The organism is Amycolatopsis roodepoortensis (assembly GCF_014873915.1).
Lineage (GTDB): Bacteria > Actinomycetota > Actinomycetes > Mycobacteriales > Pseudonocardiaceae > Amycolatopsis > Amycolatopsis roodepoortensis.
Window position 1 is genome coordinate 802,125 of sequence record NZ_JADBEJ010000001.1, and the last position, 15,805, is coordinate 817,929.

The 15,805-nt window shown below is 68.8% G+C and carries 17 protein-coding genes; 9 read left to right on the plus strand and 8 right to left on the minus strand.

What is annotated here, in order from left to right; translation table 11 throughout:
- Nucleotides 1–50 precede the first annotated feature (50 nt).
- Genes H4W30_RS03900 through H4W30_RS03910 form a run of 3 tightly spaced genes read left to right on the plus strand, consistent with a single transcriptional unit; the run spans nucleotide 51 to nucleotide 3,563 of the window.
- Complete coding sequence (locus tag H4W30_RS03900; protein ID WP_192741525.1) at nucleotides 51–1,271, plus strand: hypothetical protein; 1,221 nt, start codon at nucleotides 51–53, stop codon at nucleotides 1,269–1,271.
- A complete protein-coding gene (locus H4W30_RS03905) occupies nucleotides 1,268–2,803 on the plus strand; it encodes a vWA domain-containing protein (protein WP_192741526.1) in 1,536 nt (511 codons plus the stop codon). The genes H4W30_RS03900 and H4W30_RS03905 overlap by 4 nt, the downstream gene beginning before the upstream one ends.
- Nucleotides 2,790–3,563 carry a hypothetical protein gene (locus tag H4W30_RS03910; protein WP_192741527.1) on the plus strand — a complete coding sequence of 258 codons (774 nt, stop codon included), beginning with the start codon at nucleotides 2,790–2,792 and terminating at the stop codon, nucleotides 3,561–3,563. Before H4W30_RS03905 ends, H4W30_RS03910 begins: the two co-directional genes overlap by 14 nt.
- 134 nt (nucleotides 3,564–3,697) lie before the next feature.
- On the opposite strand, the gene H4W30_RS03915 is transcribed toward H4W30_RS03910, so the two are convergent.
- A complete protein-coding gene (locus H4W30_RS03915; protein WP_192741528.1) occupies nucleotides 3,698–4,591 on the minus strand; it encodes an MBL fold metallo-hydrolase in 894 nt (297 codons plus the stop codon).
- A gap of 82 nt (nucleotides 4,592–4,673) precedes the next feature.
- Between H4W30_RS03915 and H4W30_RS03920 the strand changes: the two genes are divergently transcribed.
- The 4 genes from H4W30_RS03920 (at nucleotide 4,674) to H4W30_RS03935 (ending at nucleotide 7,402) form a co-directional block, all read left to right on the plus strand.
- Nucleotides 4,674–5,534: a LysR family transcriptional regulator gene (locus tag H4W30_RS03920; protein ID WP_192741529.1), complete on the plus strand. Its 861-nt coding sequence runs from the start codon at nucleotides 4,674–4,676 to the stop codon at nucleotides 5,532–5,534.
- 91 nt (nucleotides 5,535–5,625) lie between these two features.
- Nucleotides 5,626–6,519 carry an MBL fold metallo-hydrolase gene (locus H4W30_RS03925; RefSeq protein ID WP_192741530.1) on the plus strand — a complete coding sequence of 298 codons (894 nt, stop codon included), beginning with the start codon at nucleotides 5,626–5,628 and terminating at the stop codon, nucleotides 6,517–6,519.
- 9 nt (nucleotides 6,520–6,528) lie between these two features.
- Nucleotides 6,529–6,957 carry a winged helix-turn-helix transcriptional regulator gene (locus H4W30_RS03930; RefSeq protein ID WP_225948756.1) on the plus strand — a complete coding sequence of 143 codons (429 nt, stop codon included), beginning with the start codon at nucleotides 6,529–6,531 and terminating at the stop codon, nucleotides 6,955–6,957.
- A 28-nt stretch (nucleotides 6,958–6,985) separates the two neighbouring features.
- Complete coding sequence (locus tag H4W30_RS03935; protein WP_192741531.1) at nucleotides 6,986–7,402, plus strand: hypothetical protein; 417 nt, start codon at nucleotides 6,986–6,988, stop codon at nucleotides 7,400–7,402.
- A gap of 1 nt (nucleotide 7,403) precedes the next feature.
- Here the strand turns inward: H4W30_RS03935 and H4W30_RS03940 are convergent, their stop codons facing one another.
- Genes H4W30_RS03940 through H4W30_RS03955 form a run of 4 tightly spaced genes read right to left on the minus strand, consistent with a single transcriptional unit; the run spans nucleotide 7,404 to nucleotide 9,358 of the window.
- Nucleotides 7,404–7,730 (minus strand): DUF3140 domain-containing protein, encoded by a 327-nt coding sequence (locus H4W30_RS03940; protein ID WP_192741532.1) that lies wholly within the window; start codon nucleotides 7,728–7,730, stop codon nucleotides 7,404–7,406.
- Nucleotides 7,727–7,936 (minus strand): hypervirulence associated TUDOR domain-containing protein, encoded by a 210-nt coding sequence (locus H4W30_RS03945; RefSeq protein WP_192741533.1) that lies wholly within the window; start codon nucleotides 7,934–7,936, stop codon nucleotides 7,727–7,729. Before H4W30_RS03945 ends, H4W30_RS03940 begins: the two co-directional genes overlap by 4 nt.
- Nucleotides 7,933–8,415 (minus strand): MSMEG_6728 family protein, encoded by a 483-nt coding sequence (locus H4W30_RS03950; protein WP_192741534.1) that lies wholly within the window; start codon nucleotides 8,413–8,415, stop codon nucleotides 7,933–7,935. Before H4W30_RS03950 ends, H4W30_RS03945 begins: the two co-directional genes overlap by 4 nt.
- A gap of 37 nt (nucleotides 8,416–8,452) precedes the next feature.
- Nucleotides 8,453–9,358 (minus strand): glutaminase, encoded by a 906-nt coding sequence (locus tag H4W30_RS03955; protein ID WP_192741535.1) that lies wholly within the window; start codon nucleotides 9,356–9,358, stop codon nucleotides 8,453–8,455.
- 170 nt (nucleotides 9,359–9,528) lie between these two features.
- On the opposite strand from H4W30_RS03955, the gene H4W30_RS03960 reads away from it, so the two are divergent.
- Entirely contained in the window at nucleotides 9,529–10,917 is a 1,389-nt protein-coding gene (locus H4W30_RS03960) for an amino acid permease (protein WP_126734155.1), read from the plus strand.
- A gap of 57 nt (nucleotides 10,918–10,974) precedes the next feature.
- Here H4W30_RS03960 and H4W30_RS03965 read toward each other — a convergent pair whose 3' ends face one another.
- Together H4W30_RS03965 and H4W30_RS03970 are read right to left on the minus strand one after the other, a co-directional pair.
- Nucleotides 10,975–12,459 (minus strand): CoA-acylating methylmalonate-semialdehyde dehydrogenase, encoded by a 1,485-nt coding sequence (locus H4W30_RS03965; RefSeq protein WP_192741536.1) that lies wholly within the window; start codon nucleotides 12,457–12,459, stop codon nucleotides 10,975–10,977.
- Between the two features lie 20 nt (nucleotides 12,460–12,479).
- On the minus strand, nucleotides 12,480–13,349 hold the full coding sequence (locus tag H4W30_RS03970; protein WP_192741537.1) for a Cgl0159 family (beta/alpha)8-fold protein: 870 nt from the start codon (nucleotides 13,347–13,349) through the stop codon (nucleotides 12,480–12,482).
- Between the two features lie 109 nt (nucleotides 13,350–13,458).
- On the opposite strand from H4W30_RS03970, the gene H4W30_RS03975 reads away from it, so the two are divergent.
- Complete coding sequence (locus H4W30_RS03975) at nucleotides 13,459–14,208, plus strand: GntR family transcriptional regulator (protein WP_192741538.1); 750 nt, start codon at nucleotides 13,459–13,461, stop codon at nucleotides 14,206–14,208.
- On the opposite strand, the gene H4W30_RS03980 is transcribed toward H4W30_RS03975, so the two are convergent.
- Nucleotides 14,188–15,633: an APC family permease gene (locus tag H4W30_RS03980; RefSeq protein WP_192741539.1), complete on the minus strand. Its 1,446-nt coding sequence runs from the start codon at nucleotides 15,631–15,633 to the stop codon at nucleotides 14,188–14,190. The two genes, H4W30_RS03975 and H4W30_RS03980, sit on opposite strands and share 21 nt — an antisense overlap.
- Nucleotides 15,634–15,805: the final 172 nt, after the last annotated feature.

Here is a 15,805-nt window from a genome sequence, read left to right on the forward strand (position 1 = left end):
CGGTGCCCCCCGGTAAAATAGGCCTTGCCGGACATTCGGGGAGGAAATCGGTGACCACCGATAGCTCGCTTCGTGAAGAACCCCAGCTCACCATCCGACCAAAGCCTTCGGCGTTCTTTCTGCGCCGTCGTTTTCTCCGCACTTTCGGGCCCGCTCTCGTGCTGGCCGTGAGCGGCCTCATCGTGCTGCTCGTGAGCGGGACCGTCGTGGTGCCGTTCCAGCAGACGCTGGTCCTGCGCGGCAAGATGGGCTCGAAATCGGATCTCTTCGAGGACGCGAAGGTCCAGGAAATCCTGATGCGTCACCACATCCGGGTCCACGTGACCAGGACGGGATCACGGGACATCGCCACGCACGACCTCAGCCAGTACGACTTCGTGTTCCTCTCGGGCGAGCCCGCCGCGGGTCTCGTCCGGCGGTCGAGGGCCAACGAGTGGACGGGCAGCGCACGGCAGCCGTTCACCAGCCCGATCGTCCTCGCGACGTACCGGCGTTACGCGGAAACGCTTGCGGGTAAGGGGATCGCGGCGAAACCGCCGGGGCAGGACCTCTACTACACGCTGGACACCGACAAGTTCATGGAGGTGATGAAGCGGGGGGAGAGCTGGGATTCGCTGGGCGTCCGCGACCACGGCGCCGCCAACGGCAACCGGGTGCTGGCGCAGACCTCGAACATCTGCGACTCCAATTCGGGTGCGACGTACCTGATCTTGCTGGCGTTCCTGGAGAACGGCCGTCAGGTCCCGGTCGTCGACCCCCAGTCCGCCGGGCCGCCGAGCCTCACGAACGCCAAGGAGCTGGCCAAGCGGATCAAACCCCTCGTGGCGGCCCAGGGCTTCCCGTCGTCCGACCTTTCGGAGTCCTACGCGAACGTCGCCGAAGGTGACAAGCCGATCGTCGTCATCTACGAGCACCAGTACCTCGCCATGCAGTTGCGGGCCAAGGCGCAGAGCGGGCAGCCGGACCACGACCGGGTGCTGCTGTACCCGAAGGACAACATCCTGACGAAACCGCAGTTCCTGGCGCTGAAGCCGGAAGCGGAGCGCCTGGGCGAGCTGATCACGTTCGATCCCGAGCTGCAGCGCCGCGCGATGGAGCTCGGGTTCGGCGTCGCGACCCCGGCGGGCAGCACGAAGAGCGCCCGGCTGTACGACTTCCTCCGCGGACAGGGATTGCCGACCCCGGAGATCGCGGACAACGACAGCACCACGCCGCTGCCGGACAACCTGGTGCTGGAAGAGATGATCAAGACGGTCGGGGACTGCCCGTGAAGCGGCTGCTCGCGGTCCTGTGCTGCCTGCTCCTGGTGGGCACCGCCTGCACGAGCGGCGGTCAGAAGGTAAAACTGCGCGTGCTCGCCAGTTCCGAACTGGCCGACCTCGGGCCGATTCTCGACGACCTCCGCGGGGAAACGGGAATCGAACTGGAAATGGATTTCCGGGGAACTGTCGACGCGACCGCTTCCCTCACGCCGGGGAAAGCGACGCACGATCTCGCCTGGCTTTCCACCGACCGGTATTTCCAGCTCAAGTTCCGGCAATCGGGCGACAAGGGGGAACGACCGCTCGCGACCAAGACCATGGTGTCGCCGGTCATCGTCGGGATCACCCCGGCGAAGGCGGCGGAGCTGCGCCGGGGCAAACCGGACGGGAAGCTCTCGTGGGCGGATCTGGCGGACGCGGCCGCGGGCGGCGGCTTCCGGTTCGCGATGGCGGATCCGGCCAAGTCGACCAGCGGGCTCACCTCGCTCGTCGGGGTGGCGACGGCCGCCGCGGGCACCGGTGCCGCGCTGCGCCTCCAGGACGTCGCGTGCGACAAGCTCCAGGGCTTCCGCACCGGGCACACGCTCACGGCGGACACCTCCGCCGCGGTGGCCGAGCGGTTCGCGGAGCGCCAGGACGTGGACGCGATCATCGGGTACGAGTCCACGCTGCTCTCGCTCAACGCGAGCGGCAGGCTCAAGACCCCGCTGGAACTGGTGTATCCGCGCGACGGCATCGTCCAGTCCGACTACCCGGTCCTGCTGCTCGACCCGGCCAAGCGGGAGGTGTACGACAAGCTCGTCTCCTGGCTCAGGAGCCCGGCGACGCAGAAGAAACTGATGGAACGGACCCTCCGGCGGCCGGTCACCGGCGACGTGGGGCTGGATCCGAGGCTGCCCGCCTCGACCGGGAACTCGCTGTACTTCCCCGACGAACAGGCGGTCGTGGACAAGCTCCTCGACGATTACGCGGCCACCGCCGGCCGCGCTCCCGGGCGCGTGATCTTCGTGCTGGACTTCTCCGGTTCGATGAAGGGGCCGAGGATCGCCGCGCTTCGCGCGACCTTCGCCGGGCTGAGCGGCGGGCCGGACGGCGGATTCGACCGTTTCTACCGCGGCGAGCGGCTCACGGTCCTCCGTTTTGGCGGAAAGGTGTTGGGGGACAGGGAGTTCACCGTCGGTGGACCCCAGGATCTCGACGCGCTGCGGGCCTTCATCGCCGCCGACGACTTCGACGGCGCCACAGCGGTCTGGTCGGCGCTTGGCGAGGCCTACGCGAAGGCCGGCGCCCATCGCCGCGCCGAGCCGGACCGGAGCGTCTCGATCGTGCTGATGACCGACGGCGAGAGCAACACCGGGCCGGGCATCGAAGAATTCCTGCGCGCGCCGAGGGATCCGGGCGTGCGCACGTACACCATCCGGTACGGCGAGGCCGATCCCGCCGAACTGGAACGCGCGGCCGTGGCCACCGGTGGCCGGATGGTCGACGCGAACGCGACATCCCTGCTCAAGGCCTTCAAGGAGATCCGTGGCTGCCGATAATCTGTGGTGGGACGTCTGGGGACTGTGGCTCGTGGTCTGGGTGCTGACCGTGGCCGCCTTCGTCGTCGCGGCCGTCGTTTTCGTGAAGCACTGGCGCCGCGCCCGATCCGACGGGGACCAGGGGATGATCCGGGGCATCGCCTTCTACCTGCATACGAAATCCGTGATGGGGCTCTACCAGTTGCATCGCTACAACGAGGCGCTGGAACAGGAGGTCGAGAAGCGGAAGAGCCGGGGCTGGCGGTTCTGGGGATCGGGTGGATTCGGCCCGCTGCAAGGGGAAACCGAGCGCACCGACACCGACGAGGAATTCCGGCGGTACATCCGCAAGGCCGAGCCGATCACGGTGATCGGCATCGTGACGAAGGTGCTCGAGAAGCACCACGACATCATCTACGTGGACCTGGCGAAACAGGAATTGGTCCACAACCGGGCGCTGGTGAAGGAACTCGGCTGGGCCGACGGCCCCGAGAGCACCCGGCAGCTCAAGACCCGGCTGCGGGGTGTCGAGGCGTTCGTCTCGGTGAAGGGCCTGTTCCGCAAACGTTCGCAGACCGAAACCGAGACGGTTTTCGTGGCACCGTACGGGAATCCGGACGATCCGGGGCGGAGCAGGCGGGTCCGCTTCACCTGCGTGACCAGCGACCTGCGCGACACCGCGCCCGCCGGCGCGTTCCGGGCGCGGTGTCTGGGCAAGGTCGAGGACTGGGACCCCGAAACCGGTGAGCTCGTCGTTCACCCCATCGCGATCTTCAAATGACTCGGTGCGCCGAAGGGTGAACGTGCCCTGTGCCGGGCGGGCATGTCGCGAAAGCCACTTTCGGGACACCAGGCGTCGCGAAAGTGGCTTTCGCGACATGCCCGCCATCACGCCACGTTCGCCCGACCGCTCACTCACCCGGCGTCGGCGCAGAAACACCCGACGCCCTTCGCGATCCAGTCCCGGCCTTCCCACTCGGGGTGGCGTTCGATCATCAGCGCTTCGACCTCCGCGGCGATGGCCTCTTCGGGAAGGGAAGAGTCGCGCCGTGACCAGGTCTCGTCGCGCAGCAGTTCGAGGTATTCGCGGACGTCGGTCAGGATCCGGCGTCCGGAGACGTCGCCGTGGCCGGGGACGACGATTTCCGGCCCGGCGGCGGCCAGCCGTCCCAGCACCTCGATCCACCGCGATCCCGAGACGTCGGTGTCGTGCGGCGGGAACCACGGGAAGATCGCGAACTGACCGGTCTCGACCAGATCCCCGGTGAACAGCGCGCCCGCGTCGGGCACGGTCACCACCTGGTCGCCCTTGCTGTGGGCGCGCCCGGTGGCCTCCATGCGCACCACCCGTCCGCCGAGATCGAGTTCGTACGCGTCGTCGTAGACCACGTCGGGGGTGGCCAGGGTGACGCCGTCCAGCGCCCGCGCGACCGGGGCGCCGAGGCCGCGGAACATCTCCAGGTAGCTCGGTCCTTTGTGGACAAGGTCCGCCGCCTGCGCGCTGTTGACGAGGTAGGTCGCCTCGTCCGCGAAGACCTGCGCGCCGAACGCGTGCTCGGGGTGGAAATGCGTGGTGGTCAGGTACAGCCGGCGGCCGCGGGCGTGCTCGGACGCGAAGGCGAGCACCTTCTCCGCGTTGCGAGGACCGAGCCCCGTGTCGACGACGAGCACCGAGTGGGAGCCGCCGATGATCCCGATGTTGGGGACGAGGTCGACGCCGAGATTCGGGATCACCAAGAGCTCCCTGGCGATTTCCCGGGCCTGGCCGGGTTCGACGGCGGGTTCGTGGGTGAGGGGTTCGAAGGGCATGACCCCACCTTCGGGCCGCTCCCGGCACACCGTCCAAGTCCGATCTCCACCGCCCGATACCTGATGGGTATCATCGCTGGTGATGGAGCTTCGTCTGCTGCGTTACTTCGTGGCCGTCGCCGAGGAACGGCACTTCGGCCGGGCCGCCGCACGGCTGCACATGACCCAGCCGCCGCTGAGCCGGGCCATCCGCCAGCTGGAGAACGACCTTGGCGTCGTCCTGCTGCTCCGCTCGGCCGCCGGTGTCGAGCCCACCCCCGCCGGAACCACCTTGTACGCCGAGGCTCGCACCCTGCTGGACCAGGCCGATCGCGCCCGCGCCCGGGTGCTGGAGGCGGCGGGGCCCGCGACGCTCACCGTCGGCACCTTGGCCGACGGAGCGGGGGAGTCGGGCACCCGGCTCGCCGCGGCGTTCCGGCGACGGCATCCCGAGGTCTCGATCCGCTTCCGCGAGACGGATTTCACCGATCCCACCACCGGGCTGCGCGCCGGGCTGGCGGATGTCGCGCTGACCCGGTCGCCGTTCGACGAGACCGGCCTCAGCGTCCGCGTCCTGCGTTCCGACCCGGTGGGGCTGGTGCTGCGCACCGGTGATCCGCTCGCCGGTCGTGCGTCGCTCCGGCTGGCCGACGTCGCCGATCGGCCCTGGTTCCAGCTGCCGGAGGGCACGGATCCGCGGTGGCGCGAGTACTGGAACGGGGCGACGCCCATCGGGGAACGTCCCGCCGGGCCGGTGGTGCGCACGGTCGGCGAATGTCTTCAGGCTGTCCTCTGGAACGGCTCGGCCGGGATCGCACCGCTCGGGCACACGTTGCCCGACGGGCTGACCTGGGTGCCGCTGGCCGACATGCCACCGAGTCCGCTGGTCGTCGCGTGGGTGACCGCGCGGGAGAACCCGTTGATCCGCTCGTTCGCGCGGATCGCCGTCGAAAGCCATCGCTAGAGCGCACTTGCAAGTGCGTACTTCCCTTTGGAGAGCGGCTCCCCGAAAGTGAGTCACAGCTTCACTCACCGTCCACAAGGGAGAACACGTCATGTCGAGACCCGCTGCCAGGTCCCGGATCCGGGTGGGCCGCACCACCGTCACCTACCTGCCTGACGGCCACGCCTGGCTCAACCCCGCCGTTTTCCTGCCATCGAGCGTCCCGTCCGGCTGGGCGGCCCACGACGCGTTCCTCGACGAACGCGGATGGTTCCCGGTCAGCATCGGCTCCTTCCTGATCCGCACCGGGGACCGGACCGTCCTGGTGGACCTGGGGCTGGGCGCCGCCGACTTCGCCTTGCCCGATGCCGCCGAGTTCCACGGCGGCGGCCTGCTCGACGCACTGGCCGCGGAGGGCGTGGCACCCGAAGACGTCGACACGGTGATCTACACGCATCTGCACCACGACCACGTCGGCTGGACGACGAACGTCCCGCCCACCCCGGACGGCACGGCCGGTCCGGTGACCGGGCTGACCTTCCCGGCGGCGCGGCATCTCGTCAGCGAACGCGAATGGGCGCACTGGTCCGGCACGAACGACCCGGTCGGCCCGGATCCGCTCGCCGTCCAGCGGCCACTGGCCGACGTGATCGGGTTCTTCGCCGACGGCGACAGCGTCGCGCCGGGCGTGCGGATCCTGGCCACGCCGGGACACACGCCCGGTCACAGCAGCGTCGTGGTCACCGATCCGGCCGAGGAGGACCCCCGTCGCGTCGTCGTGCTCGGTGACGTCATGCACTGCCAGGTGCAGATCACCGAAAGCCACTGGACGTTCGCGTTCGACGTCGATCCGGCGGAGGGGGTCGCCACCCGTGAGCGCCTGCTGAAGGAGATCGAGGACGACCGGACGATCCTCGCGGGCGGGCATTTCGCCGGGCAGGTGTTCGGCCGGGTCCTGCCGCCCGCGCTGCGCCGGGTCTGGGCCGCCGGCCAGGCCACCGGATAACGTCGGGGCATGCCGGAGCCATCCCGCCGCCGTCCCCGTCCAGGCACTCCAGGCCAGGTGCTGGCCTGGTTGCCGGACGGGCGGCCGGCCGACGTGTACAGCGCGCCATGCCCTTCGCGACAGGTCCTGGACCGCATCGCGGACAAATGGACCGCGCTCATCGTCGGCTGCCTTTCCACGGGGACCAAGCGCTACAGCGAACTGCGCACCGCGATCGACGGGGTGAGCGAGAAGATGCTCACCCAGACCCTGCGCGGCCTCGAACGCGACGGGATGGTCACGCGCACCGTGTACCCGACCGTGCCGCCGAAGGTCGAGTACACGTTGACCGAGCTCGGCCGCACTCTCACCGCGCCGCTGGCGGTGATCCGGGACTGGGCCGAAATCCACATCAACGAGATCAACGACGCCAGGGCACGGTACGACGCCGGGGTGTAGAAACACCGGCTCCGGGGCATTCACCGGCATGCCGGACTCATCTCCAGAACCTGACGAGGCGACCGTCGACGCGGTCGGCAAGCTGGTCTTCGCGCTCGAAACGGTCGAACAGGCGCGCGGCCACCTATACGCGTTCCACCACCTCACGGGAACCGCCGACTTCGCGCTCGGCGAGGCCGTCGAAGGCCTCCGGAAGGCCGGCCACGCGGACTGGGCCGAGCGCATCGAGACCGAGCTGATCGGGCTCAACGTGCTGCCGGACCGGTGGACCTTCCAGGTGATCGAGGAGTACGACCAGGGCTACTACGCGGCCTACCGCGACATGACGCGGGGCGTCGCCGAAGACCTCACCGGAGGGCGCTTTCACCTGCACGAAGAGCGGATCAAGCGCAGCCGGCGGACCGAGGGGCGGCCCGGACACGAGATGGGGCGGCCGAGCGGCTGAGCTACTTGCAGGGGTCGTGGCCCCAGTTCATCAGCGAGTGCCGCCAGGTCGTGTCCTCGATGTCGCCGGACGGGCGCTGCGCGAGATGCCGGTGCACGTAGCCGATCACCTTGCGCATGTGCTCTTCGTCCTGTTCGGACAACTCCGCCTTCTTCGTGCGCAGGATCCTCACGATCCGGCGACCCGACTCGTGGCCGACGGACTCGCCGCCGTTCTTGTGCTGCCCCGCCTGGCGGGACTCGTCGGTCTTCAGCCACTTTTCGAGTTCGCCGGCGGTCATGTTGACCGCTTCGCCGAACTCGGCGCGGACGTCCTTGTCCTCGCTCACAGCTTCTCCAGTGCCTCGGGCTTGTGCACCGCTTCGCCACCGCTCTTGTCGCTGCGCACCAGGTACTGCGGCTCCTCTTCGGACGCGCGCACCGTGCGGCCGCCCGCCTCGGTGTCGGCGGTGATCTCCTTCAGGACTTCACCTTCGGCCTGCCCGCCGTGACTGTTCCAGCGGACCTTGTCGCCTTTGCGGAATCGCTTGGTCATCGCACTCCTTCCCGCCGTGGCCGGTCCGACGCCGGCCAGACATAGGGCAGGTCGTCGGGGACGTCAGGGAACTTCGGGCGGTAGTGCTCCGGTTCTTTGCGGACGAGCGCGGACTGGTGGCCGCGGTGGAAATCCGGGTCGCCGAGCCAGGGCGGCAGTTCCTTCGCTTCCGCGAGGCTGTCCTGAGTGCGGACCTCGTGGATCCCGGTGGCGCTGAGCAGGTCGAGCCGCAGGGTCTGCCGGCAGGTGTCCTGGCGGCCGGTCGCGCACCAGACTTCGCAGATGTCGAAGCCGTACCGGGTGAGCGCCTCTTCGTAGCCCGCCCACATCGCCGCGGCCGGGTGATGACGCCAGCCGTACCCCGGCACCGTCAGCGCGCGCAGTACCTGAATGGTCTCCACGCGCTGCTTTCCCAGCCTCCGCTGGTCGAGGACGGCAGCGGAGGCCCGGAAGTCAGGACAGGGAAGAAACGTCTGCACACTGGCGGCTTCCCCGTCGTCGCGGGTTCAAACCGCTTCAGAAGATCGACCAGCCGGTCAGGGTGGTGAACCGGTCCAGCGCGGCCACGCCCGCGACGGAGTTGCCGCGCGGGTCCAGCCCCGGGCTCCACACGCAGATCGCGCACCGGCCGGGGACGATCGCGACGATGCCGCCGCCGACCCCGCTCTTGCCGGGAAGCCCGACGCGATAGGCGAATTCACCCGCCGCGTCGTAGGTGCCGCAGGTCAGCATCACCGCGTTGACCCGCTTGGCCGCGCTCTGCGCGAGCAGCCTGGTGCCGTCGTTGCGCACGCCGTGGCGGGCGAGGAAGACCGCCGAGCGCGCGACGTCGCGGCAGTTCATCGCGATGGAGCACTGGCGCATGTACTGGTCGAGGACGGCGGGCACCGGATGCCGCATGTTCCGGTACGACGCCATGAAATACGCGAGCGCGCGGTTGCGGTCGGCGTGGGCGGCCTCGGACTCGGCGACCTCGGTGTCGATGCCGATGCCGGCTTGGCCGCTTTCCTCGCGGAGGAACCGGAGCAGCGTCTCCGCCGCGTCACCGTGATGCGCCAGCTCGTCGGTCACCACGAGCGCGCCCGCGTTGATGAAGGGGTTACGCGGGATCCCGTCCTCGTTCTCCAGTTGCACCAGCGAGTTGAACGGGTTGCCGGACGGCTCGCGGCCCACCCGTTCCCAGACGCCGTCGCCGTGGGAGAGCGCGAGCGCCAGGGTGAAGACCTTCGACATGCTCTGGATGGAGAACGGCGTCTCCCAGTCGCCGACGCCGTGCAGCCCACCGTCCACTTCGGCCACCGCCATGCCGAACCGCCCGGGTTCGACCCTGGCCAGGGCGGGGATGTAGTCCGCGACGGAGCCGCGGCCGATCTCCGGCGCGACGTCGTCGGCGATCCGGTCCAGCAGCGCTGCGAGGTCCACGGCCGTAGCGTAGAAGCGCTCCTTCGCGCGCGAAGATCGGGGTTCGCCGGTGAACTTGTCAAATCGAAAAGGGAAATTCCAGTAAAACCACCAGAGTGACGTCCCGCACACCTTAAGTCTTCCTTAGCACTGTTGGTGACCTGCCGCACACGCTCTAGCGTCTGGCAACCATGGATTCCTCGCTGCTCACCGAAAAAGGTGAAAGCTACTCAAAAGCACTGGGCAACCGCCAAGTGCAGATGATCGCCATCGGCGGCGCGATCGGCGTCGGGCTGTTCCTCGGTGCCGGAGGCAAGCTCCACCAGGTGGGGCCGTCGCTGGTCCTGTCGTACGCGCTCTGCGGTATCGCCGCGTACTTCGTGATGCGCGCCCTCGGTGAGCTGGTGCTCCACCAGCCGACCTCCGGCAGTTTCGTCACCTACGCCCGCAAGTTCATCGGACCGTGGGCGGGTTTCGTCTCCGGCTGGATGTACTGGGTGAACTGGGCGATGACCGGGATCGCGGAGATCACCGCGGTGGCCATCTACGTGCACAAATGGCTGCCCGACGTGCCGCAGTGGATCACCGCGCTGGTCGCGCTCGGGGTGCTGATCGTGGTGAACCTGCTTTCGGTGAAACTGTTCGGCGAGCTGGAATTCTGGTTCTCGGTGGTCAAGGTGCTGGCCATCGTGGTCTTCCTGGTCACCGCGGCCGGGCTGGTGCTCACCAGCGCCGACATCGGCGGCACCACGGCGGGCGTGCACAACCTGACCGCCCACAATGGATTCTTCCCGGCCGGGATCGGCATCGCGCTGATGACGCTGCAGGCGGTCATCTTCGCGTATTCCGCGATCGAGGTCGTCGGTATCGCCGCCGGCGAGACCAAGGACGCCCGCAAGGTGCTGCCGAAGGCCATTAACGGGGTCGTCTGGCGGATCGGCGTGTTCTACGTGGGATCGGTGCTGCTGCTGGCGATGCTCCTGCCGTGGCCGTTCTACAACGGCGGCGAAAGCCCGTTCGTCACCGTGTTCAGCCGGCTCGGGATCCCGGGCATCGGCGACGTGATGAACGCCGTCGTGCTCACCGCCGCGCTGTCGAGCTGCAACTCCGGGCTCTATTCGACCGGCCGCATCCTGCGGGCGCTCGCGGACAAGGGCGAGGCGCCGAAGTTCGTCGGCCGGATGAGCAGCCGTCACGTGCCCTACGGCGGCATCCTGTTCACGTCCGGCGCCTACGTGCTGGGGGTCGTGCTCAACTACCTGGTGCCGAAGGACGCCTTCGACATCGCGATCGCGATCGCCTCCCTCGGCGTGATCACCACCTGGGCGACGCTGATCTTCTGTCAGCTGCGGCTGCGTCAGGCGGCACTGCGCGGAGAGCTCGAAAGGCCGTCCTACCGGATGCCTTGGGCGCCGTACAGCGGCTGGGCGACGCTGGGCTTCCTCGCGCTGGTGGTCGTCCTGATGGGCTTCTCCGACGGCGCCGAGAAGATCGCGTTCTACTCGATTCCGGTGCTGGTCGTGGTGCTGGCGGTCGGCTGGCGGATCGTCGGGAAACGCCAACGCCAAGAGGTGCGCTGACACCCCCGCGTTTCGTCCTCTGAATGCGCGACGCATTCAGAGGACGAAATGCGGTCGTCAGCTTGAGGTGGGGAAGTGGAAACCGGCGGCGGAGTGTGGCCACCGCGTCGTGACGACCTTCGCCCGCGTGTAGAACCGGACGCCCGCCGGGCCGTGGATCGGGCTGTCCCCGATGAGGGAGTCCTTCCAGCCGCCGAAGGAGTAGTACGACATCGGCACCGGGATCGGCACGTTCACCCCGATCATCCCGACCTTCACCTCGCGCTGGAACCGCCGCGCCGCCTCGCCGCTGCCGGTGAAGACCGCGGTCCCGTTGCCGTACGGGTTCGCGTTGATCAGCGCGATCGCTTCGTCCAGTGTGGACACCCGCACGATGCCGAGCACCGGCCCGAAGATCTCGTCGCGGTAGGCGGCCATCCCGGTGGTCACGTGGTCCAAAAGGGACGGACCGACGAAGAAACCCTCTTCGTGCCCGGCGACCCGGAGGTCCCGGCCGTCGACGACCACGGTCGCGCCCTGCTCCGCGCCGAGGGCGACGGAGTCGATCACCCGCTGCCGCGCTGCCTCGGTGACCACCGGACCCATGTCGTTGCCCGCCTCGTTCCCGGGGCCCACCTTGATCTCGGCGGCCTTGCGTTCGAGGATCTCGACCAGTCCGTCGCCCGCCGAACCAACGGCGACGCCGATGGAGATCGCCATGCAGCGCTGCCCGGCGGAACCGAACGCGGCGGCGGTGAGATGGTTCGCGGCGTACTCCAGATCGGCGTCGGGCAGGACGACGGCGTGGTTCTTGGCCCCGCCGAGCGCCTGCACGCGTTTGCCGGTCGCCGTCGCGCGTTCGTGGACGTACTTGGCGATCGGGGTCGACCCGACGAACGACACCGCGGCGATATCGGGATGCTCCAGGATCGCGTCGACCGCGACCTTGTCCCCGTTGACGACGTTGAACACCCCGTCGGGTAGCCCTGCCTCGGCGTACAGCTCGGCGACCAGCCGGGACGCCGACGGGACGCGCTCGCTGGGCTTGAGCACGAAGGTGTTGCCCGCCGCGATGGCGATCGGGTGCATCCACAGCGGCACCATGATCGGGAAGTTGAACGGGGTGATCCCGGCGACGACCCCGAGCGGCTGCCGGAAGTCGTGTACGTCCACGTCGCGCGAGACCTGGTCGGAGAAGCCGCCCTTCAGCGCGTCGGCGATCCCGCAGGCGTACTCGACGATCTCACGGCCGCGGACGATCTCGCCGCGCGCGTCGTCGATCACCTTGCCGTGCTCGGCGGAGATGATCCGGGCGAGTTCGTCCTCGTGCTTCACCAGCAGCTCGCGGAAGGCGAACATCACCTTCGTCCGCTGAGACAACGACGAGTCGCCCCACGTTTCGAACGCCTTGCCCGCGGCGGCGACCGCGGTGTCCACATCGGACGGTTCCGCGAGGAGCACCTCCGCCCACGCCCGTCCCGCGGCCGGGTCGTACACCGGGGTGGTGCGGGTGGAGCCCGCCGTGGTCCCGGCGCCGTTGATCCAGTGGTCGATGGTCTTCACGCGTTGTCCTCCACAGGTGTTCACAGCAGTCCGACGGCCGTGTCGACGGCCTTGGCGACGTCGCCGTCGTGCGGGTAGAGCAGGGACCGGCCGACCACGAGGCCCTGCACGGTCGGCAGCGCGAGCGCGCGCTGCCAGGCGGCGAACGCGGCGTCGGGATCCTTGACCTCGCCGCCCAGCAGGACGGCGGGCAACGTCGAGGCGGCCAGCACGCGCTCCATGTCCTGCACCACCGGGAGTTTCAGCCAGGTGTAGGCCGACGAGCGGCCGAGCGCGGAGGCGATGGTGATCGAGCGGATCACGGCGTCGGGGGAGAGGTCGGTGCGGAGGCGTCCGTCGACCCAGTCCGCGAGGAACGGCTCGACCATCGCGATCAGTTTCCGGTCGGCGAGGTCGTTGACCGCCTTCGCGGTGTTCTCGAGGACGCTCGGCGTCGCCGGGTCGGTCAGGCAGATCCTGGTGAGCGTCTTGCCGCCGTCGAAGCGCATCCGCTCGATCGTTTCGGCGTCGTAGCAGGCGAACCGGTCGTCGATCTCGAAAGTCGATCCCGCGAGCCCGGTGCGGTTCATCGAGCCGATGACGGTCTTGCCGTCGAGGGCGCCGAGGAGCAGTAGATCGTCGATGATGTCGGGCGTCGCCAGCACTCCGGTGACGCCGGGGCGTTCCAGCGCCAGGCCGAGGCGGTCGAGCAGTTCGCCGCGGTCGGCCATCGCGAGCGGGTCGGAGCCGACGCCGTTCGCGCCGCGCGCCGGATGGTCCGCGGCGATGATCATCGTGCGGCCCTTGTCGTTGAACGGGGCCTTCGCCCGGACGCGGGTGGCGGCGGCCACCGCGACGGCCCCCGGATCGCGCACCCGCGCGGCGACTATCCGGCGCACTGTGTCCGACACCTTCGTACCTCCCGGTTCGCGTGATCCTGCGACCATCGCAAGGCTCGAGAGACTTTGTCAAGACATATGGACATAAGGTCATAGTGGCCGGTCGCGGTAGGCTCCGCGCATGAAACCCTGGGTGCCCGGCGAGATCGTGGTGGATCCGAACGGTCCGGAGCCGCTGTATTCCCAGGTCGCCCGGCAGATCGGCGCCGCCATCGAGGACGGCAGGCTGCCCAACGGCGCCAGGCTGGACAACGAGCTCGATCTGGCCGCCCGGCTGCACCTCTCGCGGCCGACCATCCGCCAGGCGATCCAGTCGCTGGTCAACCAGGGGCTCCTCGTCCGCAAGCGCGGTGTCGGCACGCAGGTCGTGCGCACCAAGGTCGCGCGGCCGCTGCGGTTGAGCAGCCTCTTCGACGACCTCAGCGAAATCGGCGACAAGCCGGAGTCCGTCGTCCTCGTCAACCGGGTCGAGCCGGCGGGCGAAGACGCGATCGAGTATCTCGAGACGCCGGGCCTGACCCACGTCCGGCGCCTGAAGCGGGTGCGGTCGACGGGCGGCGAACCGTTGGCGATCATGAACAACTACCTGCCCGACGGCCTCATCGCCCCGGCCGACGACGAGCTGCGGGACAAGGGGCTCTACCAGCTACTGCGCTCCGCGGGCGTCCGTCTGCACGCCGCCCAGCAGAACGTCGGCGCCCGGCAGGCGACCGAGGAGGACGCCGAACTGCTCGGCGAGAAGCCGGGCGCGGCACTGCTGACCATGCGCCGCACCACCTACGACGAGTCCGGCAAGGTCGTGGAATACGGGTGGCACGTCTACCGTGCCTCGCGTTATTCGTTCAACCTCTCACTGACCAACAACGTTTGACGGTTCGCGTTCCAGGTCGGTCTCCAACGCCGCGTACACCGACGGACGGAACCGCCGTAGCCAGCCGGCGAGCGCGAGCCCGGCCAACGCGACCACCAGGAGCAGCCACGGCAGATGCGGGACGACGCCGTTGCTCGATCCGGCGAGCGTCGGGAAGTTGAGGATCGCCAGCGTCACGATCAGCCCGAGTCCCACCGCGCCCAGTCCGGGGGCGATCAGCGTCTTCACGACCCGGCGATCCCGCGTGCGGCGGAAATAGACCAGGATCGCCACCGCCGCGAACAACTGCAGGGTGAGGATCCCGAGCGTGCCGAAGCCGGTCATGCTCGCGGTGAGGTCCGCGACCGGGTCGAGACCGGCGAGCCGGAACGCCAGCGCCACCAGTGAACCGAAGGCCAGTTGGACGATCGAGGCGTAGCGCGGCGCGCCGTTGCCCGGGCTGGTCTTGCCCAGCAGGCGCGGCAGCACGCCGACCCGGCCCAGCGCGTACAGATAGCGGGTGGCCGAATTGTGCAGTGCCAGCAGCGCCGCGAAGAGGCTGACCACCAGAAGCAGCAGCATCACCTTGGTCAACGGTCCCCCGAGATACTCCTGCGCGACCGAAAGCACCAGATCGCCGCTCGACAGATGCGCGGCGGCCACGTCCTGTGCCTGCTCGGCGCCGATCGCGCTGACCACGGCCCAGGTCGTGAACGCGGCGAACACGCCGATGAACCCGATCGCGATGTAGGTCGCCCGCGGGATCGTCCGCTTGGGATCCTTGGCCTCCTCGCCGAACAGCGCCGTCGCCTCGAACCCGATGAAGGCGTTGGCGGCGAACAACAACGCGAGCCCGCCCGCCCCCTGGAACACGACGGACGGGCTGAACGCGGCGAACGAGAAGCCGTGCCGGAACAGCACGCTGAAATCCATGATCAGCAGAATCGCCACTTCGAGGATCAGCGAGACACCCAGGACCTTCGCGCTGACCGCGATTCCCCGGCGGCTGAGCAGGAGGACCAGCGCGACCGAAAGCGCGCTCCATAACAGCCAATCGAGTTTCACGCCGAAGACGTCGTCGATCGCCGTGGAGGTGAAGAACCCGCTCGTGCCGATCGCGCCCGCGACGAAACAGTTGTAGCCGAGCATCGCGACGAACCCGGCGACGAGACCCGGTGTCCTGCCCAGCCCCTTGACCACGAAGGCGTAGAAGCCGCCCGCGCTGGTGAGCACCCGCGACATCTGCGCGTAGCCGACGGCGAACAGCAGCAGGACGACCGTCGCCAGCAGGAACGCCGCGACCATGCCGCCGCCGTTCCCGACCGCGATGCCGATGGCCGCGATCACGATCATCCCGGTCAGTGGCGCGACCGCGGCGAGCACGAGGAAGACGATGCCCGGCACGCCGAGGACGTTCTTGGCGAGCGACGTGTCGTCACGGCTCATTCGGGCTCCTCGTCTCGACTGGACGGCCAGTATGGGAGCGAAGGTGCGCGTGGGCTTTGCTTTTGCGTGCTCGCGGCTTGTTCGTCAGCGCTGAGTACTCCGAGCGGGTGTCCGCATCCGAGGCCGGTTGACCGGAATCGACGCGTTTAGCGCGCGCGGGAGTGGTTAGCCC